15 protein-coding genes are annotated in these 19702 nt (G+C 50.0%); 4 read left to right on the top strand and 11 right to left on the bottom strand.

Features of this window, described 5'->3' with window-relative positions; all coding sequences use genetic code 11:
* Window positions 1-140: 140 nt before the first annotated feature.
* On the top strand, window positions 141-857 hold the full coding sequence (locus ACO6VE_RS07525) for a molecular chaperone (protein ID WP_422449929.1): 717 nt from the start codon (window positions 141-143) through the stop codon (window positions 855-857).
* Here the strand turns inward: ACO6VE_RS07525 and ACO6VE_RS07520 are convergent.
* Window positions 839-1228, bottom strand: coding sequence for a hypothetical protein (locus ACO6VE_RS07520; RefSeq protein WP_422449930.1), 390 nt, complete (start codon window positions 1226-1228; stop codon window positions 839-841). The two genes, ACO6VE_RS07525 and ACO6VE_RS07520, sit on opposite strands and share 19 nt — an antisense overlap.
* Window positions 1229-1642: 414 nt before the next feature.
* Here ACO6VE_RS07520 and ACO6VE_RS07515 point away from each other — a divergent pair, with 414 nt between their 5' ends.
* Window positions 1643-2389, top strand: coding sequence for a hypothetical protein (locus ACO6VE_RS07515; protein ID WP_422449931.1), 747 nt, complete (start codon window positions 1643-1645; stop codon window positions 2387-2389).
* Window positions 2390-2639: 250 nt separating this feature from the next.
* On the opposite strand, the gene ACO6VE_RS07510 is transcribed toward ACO6VE_RS07515, so the two are convergent.
* The 4 genes from ACO6VE_RS07510 to ACO6VE_RS07495 form a co-directional block, all read right to left on the bottom strand.
* On the bottom strand, window positions 2640-3467 hold the full coding sequence (locus ACO6VE_RS07510) for a hypothetical protein (RefSeq protein ID WP_422449932.1): 828 nt from the start codon (window positions 3465-3467) through the stop codon (window positions 2640-2642).
* Window positions 3468-3869: 402 nt separating this feature from the next.
* Complete coding sequence (locus tag ACO6VE_RS07505) at window positions 3870-4904, bottom strand: hypothetical protein (RefSeq protein WP_422449933.1); 1035 nt, start codon at window positions 4902-4904, stop codon at window positions 3870-3872.
* Between the two features lie 93 nt (window positions 4905-4997).
* A complete protein-coding gene (locus ACO6VE_RS07500; RefSeq protein WP_422449934.1) occupies window positions 4998-7460 on the bottom strand; it encodes a TcfC E-set like domain-containing protein in 2463 nt (820 codons plus the stop codon).
* Between the two features lie 377 nt (window positions 7461-7837).
* A complete protein-coding gene (locus ACO6VE_RS07495) occupies window positions 7838-8386 on the bottom strand; it encodes a hypothetical protein (RefSeq protein ID WP_422449935.1) in 549 nt (182 codons plus the stop codon).
* A 1049-nt stretch (window positions 8387-9435) separates the two neighbouring features.
* On the opposite strand from ACO6VE_RS07495, the gene trmL reads away from it, so the two are divergent.
* Entirely contained in the window at window positions 9436-9900 is a 465-nt protein-coding gene (trmL, locus tag ACO6VE_RS07490; protein ID WP_422449936.1) for a tRNA (uridine(34)/cytosine(34)/5-carboxymethylaminomethyluridine(34)-2'-O)-methyltransferase TrmL, read from the top strand.
* 174 nt (window positions 9901-10074) lie between these two features.
* Here the strand turns inward: trmL and ACO6VE_RS07485 are convergent, their stop codons facing one another.
* From ACO6VE_RS07485 to ACO6VE_RS07475, 3 genes are all read right to left on the bottom strand, one after another.
* Window positions 10075-10359 carry a DUF29 domain-containing protein gene (locus tag ACO6VE_RS07485; RefSeq protein ID WP_422449937.1) on the bottom strand — a complete coding sequence of 95 codons (285 nt, stop codon included), beginning with the start codon at window positions 10357-10359 and terminating at the stop codon, window positions 10075-10077.
* Window positions 10360-10362: 3 nt separating this feature from the next.
* Window positions 10363-10869 (bottom strand): protein-export chaperone SecB, encoded by a 507-nt coding sequence (gene secB, locus ACO6VE_RS07480; RefSeq protein WP_241693370.1) that lies wholly within the window; start codon window positions 10867-10869, stop codon window positions 10363-10365.
* 87 nt (window positions 10870-10956) lie between these two features.
* Window positions 10957-11373 carry a rhodanese-like domain-containing protein gene (locus ACO6VE_RS07475; protein WP_422449938.1) on the bottom strand — a complete coding sequence of 139 codons (417 nt, stop codon included), beginning with the start codon at window positions 11371-11373 and terminating at the stop codon, window positions 10957-10959.
* Between the two features lie 421 nt (window positions 11374-11794).
* On the opposite strand from ACO6VE_RS07475, the gene gpmM reads away from it, so the two are divergent.
* Window positions 11795-13327: a 2,3-bisphosphoglycerate-independent phosphoglycerate mutase gene (gene gpmM / locus ACO6VE_RS07470; protein ID WP_422460638.1), complete on the top strand. Its 1533-nt coding sequence runs from the start codon at window positions 11795-11797 to the stop codon at window positions 13325-13327.
* A gap of 74 nt (window positions 13328-13401) precedes the next feature.
* Here the strand turns inward: gpmM and ACO6VE_RS07465 are convergent, their stop codons facing one another.
* From ACO6VE_RS07465 to ACO6VE_RS07455, 3 genes are all read right to left on the bottom strand, one after another.
* On the bottom strand, window positions 13402-13731 hold the full coding sequence (locus ACO6VE_RS07465) for a hypothetical protein (RefSeq protein WP_422460636.1): 330 nt from the start codon (window positions 13729-13731) through the stop codon (window positions 13402-13404).
* Window positions 13732-14202: 471 nt separating this feature from the next.
* On the bottom strand, window positions 14203-14823 hold the full coding sequence (locus tag ACO6VE_RS07460) for an FKBP-type peptidyl-prolyl cis-trans isomerase (RefSeq protein WP_422449941.1): 621 nt from the start codon (window positions 14821-14823) through the stop codon (window positions 14203-14205).
* 154 nt (window positions 14824-14977) lie between these two features.
* Complete coding sequence (locus tag ACO6VE_RS07455; RefSeq protein WP_422449942.1) at window positions 14978-19597, bottom strand: hypothetical protein; 4620 nt, start codon at window positions 19595-19597, stop codon at window positions 14978-14980.
* Window positions 19598-19702 lie beyond the last annotated feature (105 nt).

Raw genomic sequence — 19702 nt, 5'->3', positions numbered from 1 at the left:
GGCAACTTAGGCAGTAAAACCCATTTGAGATTATTTTTCGTGGCAATAGAATAGCGGAATATTGTTCATCCCCTGTCGCCTCAAACCTCCCTGGCTTATGCAGCGAAGTTTGGCCCGGGGCAAACCGGAATTGCCATTATATGTTCATGAAACGTCTTGTCCGTGGAGCCTGCCTGCTGGTCACTCTTATCGCCAGCTCACAAGTGCTGGCAACCATGTCTCTTGATCGTATGATCGTCTACTTCAAGCCAGACCAGCTGCCACGGCAGGATGTGGTGGTCTCCAATCCGGATAAAGAAAATCTCTACCTGCAAACTGAAGTGTACAACGTCATCAATCCCGGTACGGAGCAGGAAGAACGTATTCGGGTAACAGACCCCAATGACATCAAACTGCTGGCCACACCGGGAAAAGCCATTATTCCGCCCAATGGCCGTAAAACCGTAAGGTTGGTGAGTCTGGAAACCCCCAAAGATAAAGAGCTGGTCTATCGAGTAACCTTCCGTCCTGTGGTTGGTGACCTGGAAGCCAAACAAACCGCCATCAAACTGCTGGTAGCCTATCAGGCCCTGGTCTTTGTGCGCCCTCAGAACCCTGAGTATAAAGTGGAGGGTAAATTGGATAATGGCAAAATGACGTTTACCAATAGCGGCAATATCAACGTGGTGCTTCGTAATGGAAAATACTGCACCAGTAATGCGCAAGAGAGCTGTACTGACCTGAGCGACGGTACTCGTATTTATGCCGGTGAAAGTTGGGAAATGCCTCTGCCCGAGGGTGCAGCAAAAGGTAAAGGGTTTATTCAGTATGGCCTGTTCGATGGTGAGTTTGAGGAGACTCAGAAGTTCTCTCTGTAAATACAGGCGATTTGTCGCTTGGTGAAGCTCCCGGTGGGATGATTCGAGAGTTCCTTAACAGAACCATCTGGCACCCTGCCGAAATCTTGGGAACAGGATTGCCGGAGACCCGGAAACAAATCAATATAGCTCTCCATGGCAATATGATTCTGATCCACTTTAACGGATAAGGTTTTGAGATCACGGGGCAGTGTCAGCACCACCTGCTCAAGGTCGGCAGTAGCCTTATGGTTGGAAAGCAGCAGGTCCTGATGTTTCTTCATATGGCTGGCCAGGGTATCCACCCCCTTGCTGGTATCCACCTGGTTACGACGCACCTTCCTCACTTCTTCTAATCGGGTCAGGCGGAACTCGTAACGTTCGACGGTCATTATTATCATCCTCATCACTTGCCTGGAGTGTCAAAGCCAGACCAGAGCAGTAGAAATGCAAATATTCAAACTGCTGCCTTTGAGTTACGGTCGGGAGCGGTGTTGTCAGTGCGGCAAAGTAAAGAGCAACGCAAACGAGAAATGAGTTTTGCCGGGCCGTAATGTTTGTGGTAAACAGGCTGTTTGTCAGTTGGTAGTTTTATTCGGTAGTGAGTTGTGAGATTTTCTGTTTTATGGGGAATTCTCCTCTTTCTTTCATTTCAGGTTGATGGACTACAGGGTAGCCGGGTTGAGCAGGGCGGTAACCAGCCATTCATAAATATGCCCGACGATAACTTCAGTGAGGTCTGGAGCGGCGAAGAAACGCTGGTTCTCAAGACATCCTTCTGTCTCACGGTTAGCCCAGGGGATGATATGAAAGAACTCAGATTTGGACCCTTGAGCACCGGCCTCTATAGAAGTGGACTTAATGACAGTTTCATCAGCAAAGTGGTGTTTACCGGCAAAGGCAAGGCGGTAGAAGGAAAAAAAATAGAGCTTCAGCCCGACAGGACTTCAGTAGCAACTATTGCCTCAGGCAGTTCTTCAGGTCCATCCCAGTGTCCTGATTATGAATTTGAACTGCAGATTCATATCGCCAGTAAAAAAATAGAAACGCTTGACTTGCTTGGACTGCAAAAGGCCTGGCTGGACTTCACTGTCGGGCCTCCTAGCCGCCGGGAGTCAAAAATAATCCGGATTGATCTGGATATTAAAACACTGTACCGCATCTCCGGCTTAAGTGATGTTGAGATTACCCCGGAAGATGGTGGCGGCGCATGGTTGTGGAAGGAAATGCTTTTTTGTGTGTATGGTACCCATGGCACTTATTACAGGGTGAGTCTGAAATCCGCCAGACGTCCCCTTGAGGGCTTTTACCTGTCAGACAGTACCAACCGGAACAAAATTTCTTATCGCATCAGTTTAAGGGGGGATGGGAGTTCAAATTGGAGTATTTTTAATGGTCCGGGTAAAAGCAAATATAAATATAAGAGCAGTCGCAGTAAAATCTGTAATGGTTCCACCAATGTCAGGTTACGGGTGGAGATTCTGAAGTCAGATCTTCCGGCACGCAGCGCAGGCAGTTACAGCGATGTTATGGAAATAACCATTGAGCCGTAAAGCAGACACGGAGTTTCAATGTAGTTTGCATTCGTTCCCACGCGGAGCGAGGTTGACCCGAAACCTGCGTCCCGAAACCCGGAAAAATGGTCTTGATGCAGGTCGGTTCGCAGGCGAGCCGACTCGTGGCCTACGCGGTGAGACCCTTTTATGGGTTTTGCGACAACCTCAGGAGCATGGGGACGAGAGAAAAAGTGTCCGGAAAAGTGAAGTAAGGAAAGGGATAAGCCAGATATTAGTATCAGTCTTCTCATAAAGGCTCAACGGTGAGATAAAGTGTGCCTTTGTATACTCCGGCTGGCTTACCATTTATCCATTTATCCAGAACCACAACCCTCACTTTAGTGTTGTTACTATCACTGCAATTTAGCGAGGTACTGCTGTTCTTTGCCTCCAGCCATTTTCCGGGATCGACCTTACTAAGCTTGGACCCATCGCTGGATAAACGCACCCTGTAGGGAATGGTGTTACTGCCATTGGAAAGAAGGAAGGGGGCGTTTGCTTCTGCGCCACCGCTGGCCTTTATACGATAATCAGCGCCCCCTGACACAAACACGCAAAAGGGCTCATCCTGGCGATAGCGATTATTGCCTCGTCTGGTCAGCACCATATCGTCCAACCCGCTGATCTTGACCAGGGTTGGCAAGTTTACCGTGAAATTAACATCAGAATGGTAGCTCGCTGAACCCTGACCGATATCAACGGAAAAGTTACCGCTGTAACTGCCTGGCAGGATACTTTGCAGTTCGGAAGACAGCAGCTCAAACCGAACCCATGCTTGAGAAAAGGGCTGATCTTCACAGGAGGTGGCACCTTGCTGATCCGAAGTCAGATTTCTCGGACCAGGCTCTTCCCAAATGGAGTCGCCACTTACTGGAGCACCACCACGCCACTTAAAAGCAACCGGCAATGTATTATTACCATTTCTTAAGACAAAATCGTCACCTGCCGTATCGCCATCCACCTGCACATCAAACGGTAAACGACTCCAGGCGTTGATATCACTGTTAGCAGAGGGTTTTGTATAGGAAAGAATACAATATTGCTGTTCGCCGTAAATCACAGAGCTGTTATTCATGATCTCTTCTGTCTGAATCGTGATTTCCTGGTCTTCCAGCCCAATCACGTCAGTGCAGCGTTCACTGTTTCCGGAAAGTGAGCTGCATTCCAAAGTAGCAAAAGAGAGAGGGACCCATAGAGTGAAAACGATAGGGGGAAAGCACTTTAGAACGATCGAGAAAATATCATACAACATAACTGATTACTGTCAGTGCCATCACTTCGCTCATACTGAGATAAAAGATGGCCAGACCCTGTTTTATTATTCTAACGTCTGACTGATGTTACAGACTCTATAGAGTTGGAAACCAGCCTTATCAGATCAGGCTTATATACAAGGAGCTAATGTGACGGATTTTTCACCCAAAATCCATCCGGTCAAACAGCGTCGTATAACAAAGTGGAGATTGATGATGGCTGGTTAGTCCGGAGTCACCGTAAATGTCATCGTATCGATGTAAGTGCCTGCTGGCTTATTAATATCTGGCACTATCACCTCTACGATCATGTTTGTTGATGAACATTGATAGTCATCGGTGGCTGAAAACCCCTCTTGGTCACTATTTTTATCGTAAGACTTACTGGTTGCTTTGGAGTCTGTAACTGTAAGTTCATAGTTGATGTAATTGTTATCTCCATTTTTCAGAGCGAATTTTTGTTCAGGCCGACTGGTTCCAGTCAGGCTGGATGCTTCCAGTGAAAATGTATTAGAACCCATGGCATAAACACAGAACCGGTGGCTACCTTTGGCAGAGTTTCCACTGGGAATAAGGGGAATATTGCCCAGTTGTGATATTTGAATAACAGGCAATATCCTAAGTGTGACCTCAAATTCCATCCAGGCTGGACCAAGGCTTTTACCGTCCATAGTGGACTCAGAACTAAACCGGAAAAGGCTGCGATAGTTTCCTGTCATTCCAGTTTTCAGGATGTCTTCCCGGCGAACAGTCGCAGTAATAATCAGCTCATTATTTCTGCACAGGCTAAACCCATTATTGCCAGTCAGGGTGATCGACTGCCCTGGTTTAAATTCAGTTTTATCCTGGGGGGCTCTACCCGCAACAGATTCGATTTCAAGGGTTACAGGTACAGAATGGCCGCCATTTTTCAAGATATATTTGCTATCAGATGCGGGGCCATAAATACTGACTTGCGGATCAAACATTGTACGAGGTCTGCCTTCTAAATAGGCAATGGTACAAAACTGACTTTTACCGCTGGTTTCGGTATTTCCGGGAACAGACTTCTGGCCATTCCAGTCAGGCAAAGGCAGCATATCGGGAAGGCGCTTCACTTTAACCCAGTAGTTACCGTCCTGATCACAGTTGTTGCCAACACAGTCTCTATCACCATAGGCCGTTGTTACTTGAAAAGCGGTAATGCAGAAAAGAAAGAACAGGCAAGTTGAGAGAGGTTTTGCCTTTTTTTTATAGGTTTGTGTGACAACAGCGCTCACAGTATGTCCTGATAAATAGGGATTGGTTGGTTATGTTTCCAGATTTTGACAGCCTGTAGCGTTCTGCAGGCTGACTAACGGGTAGAAATGACATTATTCGTCAATAGCATTTCGCCCGGTAATCGCCAGCTGGCCCTCCAGCAACGGTGCACACTGGGCATCGGCAAGATCTATGGTGCCCATCTGCAATACATAACCGGCATTCAGTGGTTTAACCGGTAGCTGACAGAGCCAGCCATTGTTCAGTTCTACCTGCAGGTTACCGACATCGGAACGGGTTTCCAATTGGAACATACCGATATCGTCTGTACTGCCAGGGAAGAGGCCCCCGTTAATACGGGCACCTTCCAGTGGCAGACCGTTAAACAGTAGTCGTCCAAACAGCAGCTGCAGGGGAATCGCTTCGTAATCCAGAGTCACCACATTGCCAGGGTAGAGGGTGACAGTTTTTTCCCGCTCATCAAAGCTGTAAAGGGTTTCACCGGCCGGACTCAGGCTGACCCGGTATTGCTCGTAGGGTGACAGGGCAATAATGGATGGGGAGCCGGCAATGGCATAACCACGACGCTGGCCATTTACCTTTACGTCAAATACATCACCGGGGCGGCCATCCAGATTCACCACCAGGGCGCTCTCGGCACGCTCTTCACCACCCAGGGCAAACACTTCACCGTCCGTCAGGAAGCTGGTGCTCATACTGCCGCCCCAGGAGGTGATACTGCTGTCACTGCTGCGGGTATGGCTGGCACTGAAGCTGGCCCGGCCATAGTGGTTGGCGTACTGCACGCTGCCATCCATACGTTCATCACCGGTGCCGCCTTCAACGCCTGCATCAACACGCAGATCGCCATCCAGCAGATGACCATCAACCCAGGAGGTAGAAAGCCGCAGTCGTTCAGAACTGTCGGTTTCACCATTCCGCTTGCTGATCTGTGCCCGTGGTGTGGCCCGGAAGTTCCAGCGGTCTGCACGGTAACGGAAGCTGAAGCTGACCAGGCCAATCTCGGTATCGCTGGATTTGCTCAGGCTCAGGGTCACATCGCCATCGTAATCAAAGGTGCGAAATAGAGTACGGCGATAGTCCAGGCTGTGAGTACGGGTCGGGTCCTGCTCTTCGTTGTTGTCGTCATAGCTCTGGTTCAGGCTGTAACGGTAGCCCAGGCTGCCGTCGAACAGGGGCATGGAAGCAGAAAAAGAGTGCTGTTCAAAGGCGTTGCCAAACAGGCCGGGTATTTCATTGCCATCATCATCAACATCGTTAGTCAGTGACTCATCGTGCCATAAACGACGGTAGTTTCCCGAAAGTGATAAGTCACCCAGACTCAGACGACTGTTGACGGTAAAACCCTTGCTGCCATTATCTGCCAGCATCAGTGATGGTGAGATCTCATAACGGTAGCCAAAGTGGTAAAGCCCGAACTCCATCAGGGCGTCGTCATTATTGATGGCCACCGCACCTGTGGCGGCCAGAGTATCAAGCACCCGACGGTTGGCTCCGGCGCGGGTCAGCCATTGTTCCGTCAGCTCTGGCAGGGCTTTATCCGCTTGACGGTTCACCACCCGGCCGGTTTCCATAAAGAACAGCCATTCGCCGCTGGGTGGAATCTGGCTCTGCTTGGCAAAGAAGCGGGTTTCCGTGGTGGTCCGATTGCCGCTTTCATCGAGAATACGAATTTCAATATCGTAAGCGCCACTGGGAAAGCTGCTGGTATCCAGCTGCTGGGAACCTGCCTCGAAGAACTCGCTGTCGATCAGTCGGTCATCCTTGCGCACTTCCACCCGGCCACGGGTGGGCAGGAACACGGCCACCGGCATACCACCGGAGAAGTCCAGGTCTTCCCGGGTATTGTTGGAACTGTTAATTCGCAGGCCGACCATCGGCTGGTCAGAGGTCAGGTTGAAGCCAAAACCGCTGGTGGATAACAGACCAGCGTTGTATTCAACCCCTTCAAAGTCCCGCTGACCGTACAACTGATTGACGGAGAAGTGGTTGGTATCGGAATAGTCCCAGCTCCAGTAGAGGTTGTTTTCTTTCCAGGCGGCCATGGTCAGGCCATTGAGTGTATAGCTGTTATCGCTGCCCTCGGCTGTGGAGCCGGAAACCGCCGCAGAAAAGTTCTGCATCAGGGCAAAGCCCGCATCGGAAGGGGGCAGGTATTTGCGCACATCGGCGGCGCGGGTCAGCATAAAACGACGGTTGATGAATATATCCACACGGAAGCGGGATTCGTCAAAGATTACCCCGGCCACCCGCGTTTCCAGGATACCGCAGTTTTGTGATGAATCATTCAGGCACACCCGATCACTATGGCTGTTCAGTTCGCCGGTCAGGGTGCTGACAATCAGGGTTGGGTCATTCAGATTACCGATCTGGCGCACCAGCTCAGCGGGGTTGGGCAGTTCAATAATGCCGGGGCTGAACGAGGCCAGCTGGGAGCCGATATAGCGGTTGCCGAAATAGATATCCACCAGGGATTGCTGGGTGCTGCTGAGATCTTCAAACCCGGCGGGTGGGTTGGTGGCGGCAAGAAAAATAGGGTCGGCAGCAAGTGCCATTTGGCTGCAAGCGCACATGGAAAATACAAAAAACAATCTAGCGATGTACTGCCAACGACGCATAATAGGTGGTCTTATCCTGGTTGTTTAACCACAAAGATGCTGAAAATTGCTCCAGTATTTTCAGCGTTTTCACGATCCCTGGCGGTGGCACAGGGATCTCAGAGTTTATATTCTCGTTCCCACGCTCTGCGTGGGAACGAGGCCAGCGAACCGGCCTACCTTTGTTTCAAGAATCAAGACCTGACCCTTGTTTGCTAGAATCAAGACCTGACCCTTGTTTTTTGCTTGTTTTTTCTTGTTTTTCTGACCCTGGTTTCTCTTACTTGACTCCAGTTTTTGGGTATGCATTCCCACGGGGAACCGTGGGAATGAGGTCAGATTGGGAATACAGTTACAGTAACTGTGTCACTAAATACACCTGTTCCCTTTGTGCCTTTAACTTGAACTGTAAGGTCTACAGCATTGTAAGTAGAGCCATCAGCACAAGAAGTTGTATCTACAGCATCAGATGAATCTTGTGTTGTGTAGCCCACAGTACTGAATTCACCAGAGTCAAGCTCAGATGCACCACTACCCCAGACTGATTCTTTTGCGTTAGAGGTGTCAGTTATGGAAACAGAATAGTTAGCACCATTTTCGGTTGGAGTGCCTAATTTGAAACTTCCTTCCACACTGAGCCTGACAGTATTATTAGTGTCATTATTTTTGACGCATAGATTCATAGCAGGCGACTTGTCATTACCTGTAAAGTACAAATCATTAAAGCCCCATATTTGTACAATTTGCCCAAGGCTAAGTTTAATATCAAAAGTTCCCTCAGATGTTGCCCCGAGACTTCCTTGAGTTTCGGCCATAGAAGCATTAGACCCCAACAACCCCAAAGAAACCGCCGTCGTCAGCGCCAATGTCTTTAATTTTTTCATTATTTTGCCCTCACGCAGTGGTTAACTGCTGTTTTCTTATGGTTACATTATTATACGGTGACGTTTAATTTGTGAGCGGGAAAAAGGGAAGTGCTCAGGGTGAAGAGTGAATGGTTACCAAGGTATGCCCAGCTCGCCAAGCCCAACCATTCACTGTTTACAGTTAACAATTCACTCACTCTTTCCGTAAACCCAGCCACAAACCTTCTCAAGTCAACACCGGAAAATGTTTATTTTACGACCAAAGTCTTTTTCTGCATTCACACAGACTAAAAGCATTTGGTCAGTCATTATATTTAGCCGCGATTTTTCAACATTCCGGAATTATACACAAGCTTTTTGTGACTTATATCAAATAAGTTTTCTAACCATCGGTTTTTACGAGTATGCAGTACTCAAGCATCTGTGCCTTGTGAATAATTGACAATTTTATGCTCGCGCAATGTGTCTCAATACCTATCATTTGATGATGTTTTACTGCCGCTTCTTCACGCTTGGGGTATTGCCTATTCCCATCCAACTTATGAGCAACGGCATTATGCCAATGCCACCGGGATGGTTTCTGAATGGCTGGCTGTTTGAGACTCAATTATCGCTATTTGGCGTCACAGAAATGTCATGCTCTTGGTCGGGGAGCGCTGTTACTCCCCGGCGTTTACCAATCTGACCTGATAACCGGGGAAGACAGCATCAACCGAGACAATCCAGGCCTTCTGCCTGAGCCTGGGCAACCAACAGGCGGTCAAACGGGTCTTTGTGAATCATGGGAAGCAAGCCGGACAGTTCGGTATGGTGGGGGTGGATAGAAAGCGGCGAAAAACCTTCATCTTCAAGGCAAGATGCCAGCTTAGCAAGGCAGTAAGTTTACCAATCCTTTTTTTATGGCGATTTGAAGCATGTTGGCTGTTGGCTGTTGGCTGTTGGCTGTTGGCCGAAACAGTTGCTGCACTTAAGCTTATCGGGCAGCGGGAGGCGAACCCAACTCAACTAATGCCCTCCAACACCCAGATACTCTATCATTGACACTCTGTCATCTATTGGATCTGCCCATGCTTGATGTTGTCCTCTACCAGCCGGAAATCCCCCCCAATACCGGTAATATTATCCGTCTCTGTGCCAATACCGGATTTCGTCTGCATTTGATAGAACCCCTGGGCTTTGAGCTGGATGATCAGCGATTGAAACGGGCGGGTCTGGATTACCATGAGTTTGCCGAGCTGAAGATTCATCCGGACTACTCAAGTTTTCTGGAATCCGTCAAACCAGGCCGGGTGCTGGCTCTGAGCACCAAGGGAACCACTAATTACAGCTGCTGCACCTTTCGAGAAGGGGATGCCCTGCTGTTTGGCCCGGAAACCCGTGGCCTGCCAGCAGAGATTCTTGACTCTTTGCCGAAAGAGCAGGTGCTGAGATTACCCATGCTCCCGGACAGTCGGAGCCTGAACCTGTCCAATACCGTGGCGGTGATGGTTTATGAAGCCTGGCGGCAGATGGGGTTTATTGGTGGGCGGTAGTATACGGTTTCAATGTATTTGATGGGTTCTCTCTATCAATGACGCCCAAACTCCGTTCGTCCTGAGCGGAGTCGAAGGACGCAAACTCCATACCCTGAGGACTGTCCCAATCACCCTTCGACTCCGCTCAGGATGAACGGGGATAATAGACATCAAACTCATTGAAACCATGTACTAAGACCCGAAAGGCCAGAAGTTTTTATCCACCGTTTGCTGGAAACTCCAGGGGCACTGTTTTGGAAATGAGTTAACTGGCAGATTGGTTTCATCATGAGCATCTTCCACGGCTCGTTGATATGCGACAGGCAACATTTCGTTAAGTTTGCTTTTCAGCCCCGGGGAGTCCATTAATAAACGCTCAATCTGCTTTCTTTGTTCTTTTATGGTTATTACAGCGGAGGCAAAGGGGAGGGGGGGCAGGAAAAGGAAGCCGACTTCAGAAAGAAGTCGGCTAAGCATTAATCAGTTAACCGCTTCCGGCTGCTGCTTGGCAGACTGCTGTTCGCGGGCCTGCATATACAGCGCGTCGAAGTTTACTGGTGCCAGCATAAGCGGAGGGAAGCTGCCGCGCAGTACCAGGTTGTCGATGGCTTCGCGGGCATAGGGGAACAGGATATTCGGGCAGAAGGCACCCAGGGTACGGTGCAGTTCTTCTTCATCCAGACCTTTGGCCAGGAAGACGCCTGCCTGATGTACTTCAGTCACGAAAGCGGTTTCCTTCTTATCTGAAGGGTTGTTGCCGGAACCATTTTCCACGGTTACCGTCAGGGACAGAACCACTTCATACAGACCTTCTTCAAGAGGGCGGTTGCTGGTGCTCAGGTCCAGTTTGACTTCTGGCTGCCACTGCTTCTGAAAGATCTCAGGGGCCTTTGGTGATTCAAAGGAGATGTCTTTCGTGTAGATTCGCTGCAACGCAAACTGCGGAGCCTGCTGTTGTTGAGAAGCCTGCTGATGATTTTCAGCCATTGTCATTTCCTTACTTTTGATGAGCTAATGATAAGCCAAGCGAATAACGCATTTTGGTAATGATCGTGCAGATTGTCCAGCCAGAGCCTATTTTCGGACCACTGGCAGGTTGTCAGAGGCCCAGGTGGACATACCACCCTGTAGTCTGACCACATTGGCAAAGCCCTCGGTTTTCAGGGTTTTGCCAACACTGCCGCTGTGCTGCCCCATGGCATCCACCACAATAATGGTCTTTTCGCGGTATTTCTCCAGTTCACCGGCACGCTCCTTGATTTTTGTATAAGGAACGTTAATGGCGTTGACGATATGACCTTTGGAAAAATCTGCCTTTTCCCGGACGTCGATCACCACGCCCTGGTCCTGGTTGACCATCTGGGTCAGCTGGGCGGTGGAAACGCTTTGCCCACCCTTGCGCATTTCAGTAAAGGCCAAAGCGCTGGCCAGCGCCACCAGTGCACCAACGTGCAGGGGATGGTTAATGATAAACTCGATGAATTGTTCCATGCCGACAAGCTGTCAATCTATCAATTGAAAGGTGGCAAGTATACTGATCCCGTCTCAGGAAAGTAAGGGAATGACGACGGAAAAAAGTGCTGGCCGACTTTTTGTGCGCCTTTTGGTATGTACGGCGCGTTAGTACAAAAAGCCACCACCAACTAAAATGACTCCATAAACGCTGTCGGTGATATTTGTGCGGAAAGTTTCAGAAAATTGCAGAGACTTCCAGAGGATATCGCCGGTTGACGCCCCCTGGTGTGATAGTTTGCGCTGTTCACTCAAGAGCAGGCATTGCACTGGAAACCGGCGGCAAAGCAGGTAGAATGCCAACCATTCCACTCACCATAAGGTTGGTTCAAGAGATCGCGCTGATAAGTCAGACATTCAGCCTCTTCACCAGCCTTCCCGTTCGCCAAGGTTAAGACCCATGACTGATAAGCGCACACCTACCGCCCTGATCATCCTTGATGGTTACGGCTACCGTGAAGAAAAAGACAGCAACGCCATTCTGGCCGCCAAAACGCCGGTAATGGATCGTCTGTGGCAAGAGAACCCGCACAGCTTCGTTTCCGGTTCCGGAATGGACGTTGGCCTGCCCGATGGCCAGATGGGTAACAGTGAAGTTGGCCATATGAACCTGGGTGCAGGCCGCGTGGTTTACCAGGAACTGACCCGCATTACCAAAGCCATCCGGGACGGTGACTTCTATGAGAATGAGGTGATTACCGGCGTTGTCGATAAAGCCATTCATGCCGGTAAAGCCGTTCATATTATGGGGCTGGTATCTCCGGGTGGTGTTCACAGCCATGAAGACCATATCCATGCCATGGTTGAACTGGCTGACCGTCGTGGTGCCAAAGAAGTCTATGTTCATGCCTTCCTGGATGGCCGTGACACACCGCCGCGCAGCGCTGAATCGTCCCTGGCAAGGCTGGATGCCATGTTGCAGGAAAAAGGCATTGGCCGTGTTGCCAGCCTGATTGGCCGTTACTACGCCATGGACCGTGACAACCGCTGGGATCGTGTCCAGCAGGCTTATGACCTGATCACCGATGGCCAGGCCGAGTTCACTGCCGCAACCGCAGTTGAAGGTTTGCAAGCCGCTTATGAGCGTGACGAGAACGACGAGTTTGTTAAAGCCACCGTTGTTGGTGGTGAAGCCGCCCGGCTGAACGATGGCGACGCACTGGTATTTATGAACTTCCGTGCTGACCGCGCCCGTGAAATCACCCGTGCCTTTGTTGATCAGGACTTTGATGGTTTCCAGCGCAGCCGTGTGGCCGATCTGGCCGGTTTTGTGATGCTGACGCAGTACTCTGCGGACATCGATGCCCCCTGTGCCTTCCCGCCCAGCGAACTGGTGAACACGCTGGGTGAATACATGGAGAAACTGGGCAAAACCCAGCTCCGTATTGCGGAAACCGAGAAGTACGCTCACGTGACCTTTTTCTTCAGCGGTGGTCGTGAAGAGCCGTTTGATGGCGAGAAGCGAGTGCTGGTGGCCTCACCAAAAGTCGCTACCTACGACCTGCAGCCAGAGATGAGTGCTCCGGAAGTCACCGATCGTCTGATTCAGGAAATCCGCAGTGGCGAGCACGACCTGATCATCTGTAACTACGCAAACTGCGACATGGTTGGTCATACCGGTGATTTCAATGCAGCGGTTAAAGCGGTGGAAGCGGTAGACGCGAGCATTGGCCGTGTGCTGGAAGCCCTGGAAGAAGTCGGTGGTCAGTGCCTGATTACCGCGGACCATGGTAATGCCGAACAGATGGAAGACCCGACCACCGGTCAGGCTCACACTGCCCACACCTGTGAGCTGGTACCACTGGTGTATGCTGGACCGCAAAGCATTCAGCTGAAGGATGGTATTTTGTCTGACCTGGCACCCAGCCTGCTGGCGCTGATGGGTTTGGAACAGCCTGCCGAGATGTCAGGAAAATCCCTGCTGGTTAAGTAAGCTGCTCTGTTTTTTCGATCAGAGTCTGAAGATAAGTGACAGGCTTATCTTCAGATGTTGTCGGATACCACAGGTTAAATGCCTTCACGTCGGTTTCTGTCAGGATAGTGATGGCTTTGATGATATTGCGTCGGGTGAGAGGGGCGGCCAGAATCAGGTTCTACCGCCGAAGAATGCCTCTGAGTCGGCACTGGCTGTGTATGCAGGTTTCGATTGAGTTCTACATTAGATGATACGACGGTACGCAGTACTTGCACAGTTTGTTGATCAGGGAGAGATGTGGCCAGTAAAAGATCATCAACATAGGGAATCTCGGTAAAACCCTGCTCCAGTAAAGCATCCGGACAGAATTTACTTAATTTATCCGGAGTAGTTTGAAAAGTTGTCTGTTTATATTGAGTCACTTCTCTATAACAAACTGATATTGTCGGCTGGGACGGACATGAAGGGCTGTCATCCTTTGGCTGTGAAGTGGCCTGAGGCATGAACGAAGTAGGTTGGGCCGATGCACACGGCAGACCGTTTGCAGTCTTGGTGGGCGTTGAAGAATGGCTTGGCTGGGTAGTAGGTGAAAATGGTGGTTGTTGAGGCCTGTCTGGCATCGATGTCTGCGAAAATTGGTCGGGCATTGAATATTTGCCTGACTGACCAAAATAGGAATTAAAATTATTCATCGGTAGCGTACCTTTAAATCTTTTATCAAGTTATTTCGGTCTCACGATTTTTACAAAGTACCATAATAGATGAATATTTATTTTTAGTTTGATTTTAAATTCGAAAAGAAACATTTATTTCATTTGCAGTGGTTATCAAAGAACTGAGGAGTTGTTCAGATCCCTGTCAGTAAAGACAGGGATCTGAAAGGCACTGATCGATCAGGAAACAATATCCAACAGTTCCACTTCAAAAACCAGCGTCGTATATGGACCGATGGCACCACCGGCTCCACGCTCACCATAAGCCAGGTGATAAGGAACAAACAGCTTCCACTTGGAACCCACGCTCATCATTTGCAGCGCTTCCGTCCATCCGGCAATCACACCGGATACCGGAAATTCTGCAGGCTCTCCCCGTTGCACGGAGCTGTCGAATACGGTTCCGTCAATCAGTGTGCCATGGTAATGGGTTCTTACCGTGCTGGTACGGGTTGGTTTTTCGCCATCGCCTTCGGCCATTATTTCAAACTGCAGGCCGGATTCCGTGACCTGAACACCTTCACGTTTGGCATTTTCCGCCAGGAACTGTTCACCTTCGGCAGCAAGCACCCGAGCCTTTTCTGCTTCTTCTGCCTGCAGGCGTGTTTGCATTTCAGTAAAGGCTGCGTGCAGATCTTCGTGGGCAACAGCGCTTTCGACACCGTTCAGGGCATCTGCAAGGCCAGCCAGAACCGCATCAATCGATAAGCCCGCGATGGGGTTGGAGGCCAGCTGATCACCCATCTGGCGACCAATACCGTAGCTGACCCGCTCTTCCATGGTTTGGTAAATATCAGACATTAATTATCAACTTCTTTAGGAATTAAGCGTGGGAGTATATCACGATTAGCAAGCGATCCATTGAGATCTGATGGTCAGCAATAGATAACTGCCTACAGTATGAGCCCATTTGGTTAATTGCCAATGTATGCATATTATTTGGTTCAACCCATTTTCAGGAGGTGGAATTGGCAGGCCCAATCATCGCGATCAGTGCTTTGATAAAATCCCTCCCCTTGATCTGGTAATTATTCACAGGCGGATTGGTCAATAGCAAGCCGTTAACCCTGTGCTCAAAATCACGACGGCGAACATGGTTACGCAATTTCATTTGCAGATTCTCCGTCAGTGCATGAAGGCGTTGTTGTTCCTGAAGCAGGTTCGTCAGGTCGTCAGGTTCTTTGGGGGGGGCAGCAGAGTGCAGGGCGATAAACTGTCTGGCTTTATTCAGGGTCAGCAGGGAGCGCATAAACAAGCCATAAATACGCTCATTGGGGCTTTCAGGATGATTAAACAGAATGGTGCGTGGTATGGGAAATACCGCGCCATTCTGCAATTGTTCGGTCAGTGGATCAAGGTTCTCAGCGAGGTATTCCAGCGTATTGTTCAGTAACCTGGTCTCTTCAGTAAACGGCAAACACCATACCGGCCGATCAACGCCGGAAACCTGAATGGCCGCTGCCTTCGCATCGGTTACTCTGTCATCAATATTGACCTGGAGTCCCATTGCTTTCATGCCCAGATCACCGTCTTTCAGATCAATATTGTAGGCGTTTGGCAGTTTAATCGCCTGACACCCCGGGACTCGCCAGATGACGATACCCTGAGGAATGTCTGAATCCTTGTCGGTATTCAGTGCCCGCAGTTTTTCAACGAGCGTTTCGGCAGACACTTCTGTCGTGCAGATAATGTCAATATCATTAAATGATAAGCAGTGTTTCTGTAAAAAACGTGCGTATGAACCGGTAATCAGGATGGGTGGATTGGTATAAGAATGGTTGATTTCCTGGATAATCTCCAGAGCTTTCAGCGTGAGCCCATTTAACATCGGAACCTGATTGTCAGAACACTCCGGTCTACCTGTTGCTGGCCGCTCTGTTGAACCGTGCTTTAGAGTTTGAGCCGCATTGACGGTAACTGCGGCAGACGTATTTTCTGTTTCTTTAAGGTATTCCTTAAGCTGAACAGGGTATGGGGCTGCCCTGCCGGGATTGACGGCGGATGGCGCTGGTGAGGCAGGGGCTGCATATCCACGTCGGTTATAATTGGACCGCCCCGGGGCAATGGCATGTTCCTGTCTGATCAGTAACTCATCCATCAGGTTGGCTGCGGAGCTGTATTGTTCAAACCAGCAGCCCAGGGCATGGCGCAGATTGCTTCCCCGGGGAAAACTCTGAAGGGACTCCAAAACCTGATTCTTATGGACTTGTCGTCCATTAACAGGCCGTCCGGTGATACAGCAGTGTGCCAGGAAGAAAAAATGCAGGCGTGAGTTCTGAAATGAGCACCTCAGTGTTTTGATGGATTGCAATACCTGTTCTGCTGACACTCTCCGATGATCAATGGTCAATTCATACTGCATCGCCATGAATTTCAATACACATTTCAGCCGTTTCTGGAGATCTTTAGCCGGTACGCTGTTTAAGATTTGCCAGGCCCTTTGAATGGTCTCCTGATCTTCGTTGGCTTCATCGTACCACTGAGGTTGTTTCAACCTTTGCATCAGGTATTCAGCTTGCCTTGAAGAATGATTCCCGGGGGCTTTATCATACGCTGCCAATACAATCTGGTTATCCAGGGTGTTGCCATTCACTTCACTGGCATTCAATGCCAGCTGAGCATAAAAAATCGCTCTTTCGAGCAACCAGTTGCCCCGTTCATAGGCCTTGATCACCGCATCCTGTCTGATCTTCCTGCCATTCAACAGCAGGCCTCTCAGGCAACATAGTTCCTTAAAGCGTACTAACCCCAGTTTTCCTTCCTGACTCTTCGGGAAGGCCCTGGCCACTGCATCCGGCGTGACCGGCTGGCCATTCAACAGCAGGCCACTCAGGCAACATTTTTCCTTAAAGCGCGCCAGCCCCAGTTGGCCTTCCGAAGTATCCGGAAAATCCTTGACTACCGAATCCGCAGTGACCAGCTGGCCATTCAATAAGATTCCCCTCAGGAAACACTGCTCCCTAAAGCGCGCTATCCCCAGCTTGCCTTCCGGACTATTTGGGAAACCCTTGATCACCTCTTCCGGTGTGACCCGCTGACCTTTCAACCTCAGCCCCATCAGACAACATTGAAGCTTGAAGTGTGCTACGGCTATTTTACTCTCAGGACTATCCAGGAAAGCCTGAACGACACTATCCGGTGTGATCTGCTGGCCATTCAACAGCAGGCCACTCAGGCAACATCGTTCCTTAAAGTACGCTATACCCAGTTTGCCCTCCCGACTATCCGGAAAATACTTGATCACTTCATCCACAGTGACCTGCTGGCCATTAACCGACATTCCCCTCAGACAGCATTCCGCCTTGAAACGTGCCAGAGCCAGCAATGCTTCAGAGGCCTCATAACCCTTAATCACTGCATCGGCTGTCACCTGTCGGCCATTCAACAACAGCCCCTTCAGACAACAATGTTCTTTAAAGTGCGCTATCTCCAGTATTGCTTTAGCGGCCTGAAAATCTTTAATCACTGCGTCCGGTGTAACCCGTTGGCCGTTCAACATCACGCCCTTCAGGCAACATTGTTCCTTAAAGCGTGCTATCCCCAGTCTACCTTCCGGACTATCCGGGAAATCCTTGACGACTTCCTCCGGTGTGACCTTCTGGCCATTCAATGCCAGGCCCATCAGGCAACATCGTTCCTTAAAGCGGGCTATCTCCAGCGTTGCCCTGACTGCCCGAAAATCCTTAACCACTGCATCCGCAGTGACCGGCTGCCCGTTCAACGGCAGGCTGCTCAGGCAACACGACTCCTTAAAGCGTGCTAACGACAGTTTGCCTTCCCGGCTATCCGGGAAACACTTAACCACCGCATCTGCTGTAACCGGCTGGCCATACAACGGCATTCTCCTCAGAAAACATTCCTGCTTGAAGCGCGCTATCGCCAGTTTGCCTTCCGGACTACCCGGGAAATCCTTAACCACCGCATCCGTTGAGACCTGTTGGCCATTCACCGGTAGCGCCTTCAGGCAGCATTGCGACCTGAAGTACGCTGCCCCCATGTTGCCTTCCGGATTATTCGGGAAATCCTTAATCACCGCATCCGGTGTGACCTGCTGGTCATTCAACGGCCAGCCTTTCAGGCAACATATCGATTTGAAGCGTGCCAGCTCCAGTGCTGCCCTGGCCACCTGAAAACTCTTGACTACCGCATCGGGTGTGATTGTTTGGCCATTTAATGGCAGGTTCTTCAGAAAACATTGCTCTATAAAGTACGCCAGCTCCACTTTTGCCCCGGCCATCTGAAAATCCTTAACTACCGCATCCGCTGTGACCTGCTGGCCATTCACCGGCAGGCGGCTCAGACAGCATTGCGACTTAAAGCGCGCCAGCTCCAGTATTGCCCCGGCGGCCTGAAAATCCTTAATCACCACGTCCGTTGTGACCGGCTGGCCATTCAGCATCAGGCCTCTCAGGCAACATTCTGCCTTGAAGCGCGCTATCTCCAGTATTGCCTTGATGGCCTGAAAGTCATTAATCACCGCATCTGCTGTGACCGGCTGGCCATGCAATGGCAGCTTCCTCAGGCAGCATTCCTCTTTGAAGCGAGCTATCCCCAATTTGCCTTCCGGGCTATCCGGAAAACCCATAACCACCAGATCCGGTGTGACTGGCTGACCATTCAATATCAGGCCTTTCAGGCAGCATTTCTCTTTAAAACGCGCCAGCTCCAGTGTTGCCCTGGCTGTCTGGTAATCCTTAACCACCGCATCCGCTGTGACCGGCCGCCCGTTTAACATCAGGCCCTTCTGGCAACATTGTTCCTTAAAGCGGGCCAGCTCCAGTGTCGCCCCGGCTGCGTGATAATCCTGAATCACAGCTTCTGCTGTGACCGGCTGGCGATTCAACGACAGGCCCTTCAGGTAACATCGCTCCTTCAGGCGCCCTATCTCCCGCATTGCTCTGGCTGCCTGAAAATCCTTGAATAACTCATCCAGTAATACCGGTTTGCCATTCAACATCAGACCCTTCCGCCAACACAGTTCTTTAAAACGTGCCAGCTCCAGTGTTGCGTTGGCTCCCTGAAAATCCTTAATCACCGCATCCGGTGTCACTTTCTGGCCATGCAATGCCAGGCCCTGCAGGCAACATTCCGCTTTGAAGCGCGCCAGCTCAAGTATTGCCTGGATTGCCTGAAAATCTTTAACCACCGCCTCCGGTGTCACCTTCTGGCCAAGTAACAACAGGCCCTTCAGGCAACACTCTTCCTTAAAGCGTGCTATTGCTAATTTGCACTTGTTGTTCCGACCCGGTTTTCGGTTGAATTCTTGAATGACCCGATCCGGCGTCACTTTTTTATTGCCAGCCAGCACGTTCTGCAAGCAGAGTCTTTGCAGGAAAAAGCCACTTCTGATCGACGTTGTATCATTGCCAAAGGCGGTAAGCACTTCAGCCACGGTAATTACACGTCTTTGTAACTGTTTATTTTGCCAAAAGGCTTCTTCCAGTTGCCTGCCATAATCCGGGGTGGAGGCTCTGCCTCTATAAGACTGACGGTTTGCGACCCTTTTACCGTTAAATGTACTTTTTCTGCGATCAAGAGGCATGCCTGAACCGGCTTCCCGGTTACCAGAAGACACACACTGGGCATAGGTTGATACCGTTGTTTTCAGAATAAAACCCTGAACAATTAGACTTTAAATACTGCCTTTGACCTCAAAATGATTGTTAGGTTCACTCCATTT

It is taken from the genome of Endozoicomonas sp. ALB115, from assembly GCF_049310245.1.
Taxonomy (GTDB): domain Bacteria; phylum Pseudomonadota; class Gammaproteobacteria; order Pseudomonadales; family Endozoicomonadaceae; genus Endozoicomonas.
This window is presented reverse-complemented; position numbering and strand designations above follow the sequence as displayed.

Coding starts and splice junctions, on each gene's coding strand:
- ACO6VE_RS07525 (WP_422449929.1), top strand. CDS start 141: ATGTTCATGAAACGTCTTGTCCGTGGAGCCTGCCTGCTGGTCACTCTT.
- ACO6VE_RS07520 (WP_422449930.1), bottom strand. CDS start 1,228: ATGACCGTCGAACGTTACGAGTTCCGCCTGACCCGATTAGAAGAAGTG.
- ACO6VE_RS07515 (WP_422449931.1), top strand. CDS start 1,643: ATGAAAGAACTCAGATTTGGACCCTTGAGCACCGGCCTCTATAGAAGT.
- ACO6VE_RS07510 (WP_422449932.1), bottom strand. CDS start 3,467: ATGAATAACAGCTCTGTGATTTACGGCGAACAGCAATATTGTATTCTT.
- ACO6VE_RS07500 (WP_422449934.1), bottom strand. CDS start 7,460: ATGGCACTTGCTGCCGACCCTATTTTTCTTGCCGCCACCAACCCACCC.
- ACO6VE_RS07495 (WP_422449935.1), bottom strand. CDS start 8,386: ATGAAAAAATTAAAGACATTGGCGCTGACGACGGCGGTTTCTTTGGGG.
- trmL (WP_422449936.1), top strand. CDS start 9,436: ATGCTTGATGTTGTCCTCTACCAGCCGGAAATCCCCCCCAATACCGGT.
- ACO6VE_RS07485 (WP_422449937.1), bottom strand. CDS start 10,359: ATGCTTAGCCGACTTCTTTCTGAAGTCGGCTTCCTTTTCCTGCCCCCC.
- secB (WP_241693370.1), bottom strand. CDS start 10,869: ATGGCTGAAAATCATCAGCAGGCTTCTCAACAACAGCAGGCTCCGCAG.
- ACO6VE_RS07475 (WP_422449938.1), bottom strand. CDS start 11,373: ATGGAACAATTCATCGAGTTTATCATTAACCATCCCCTGCACGTTGGT.
- gpmM (WP_422460638.1), top strand. CDS start 11,795: ATGACTGATAAGCGCACACCTACCGCCCTGATCATCCTTGATGGTTAC.
- ACO6VE_RS07460 (WP_422449941.1), bottom strand. CDS start 14,823: ATGTCTGATATTTACCAAACCATGGAAGAGCGGGTCAGCTACGGTATT.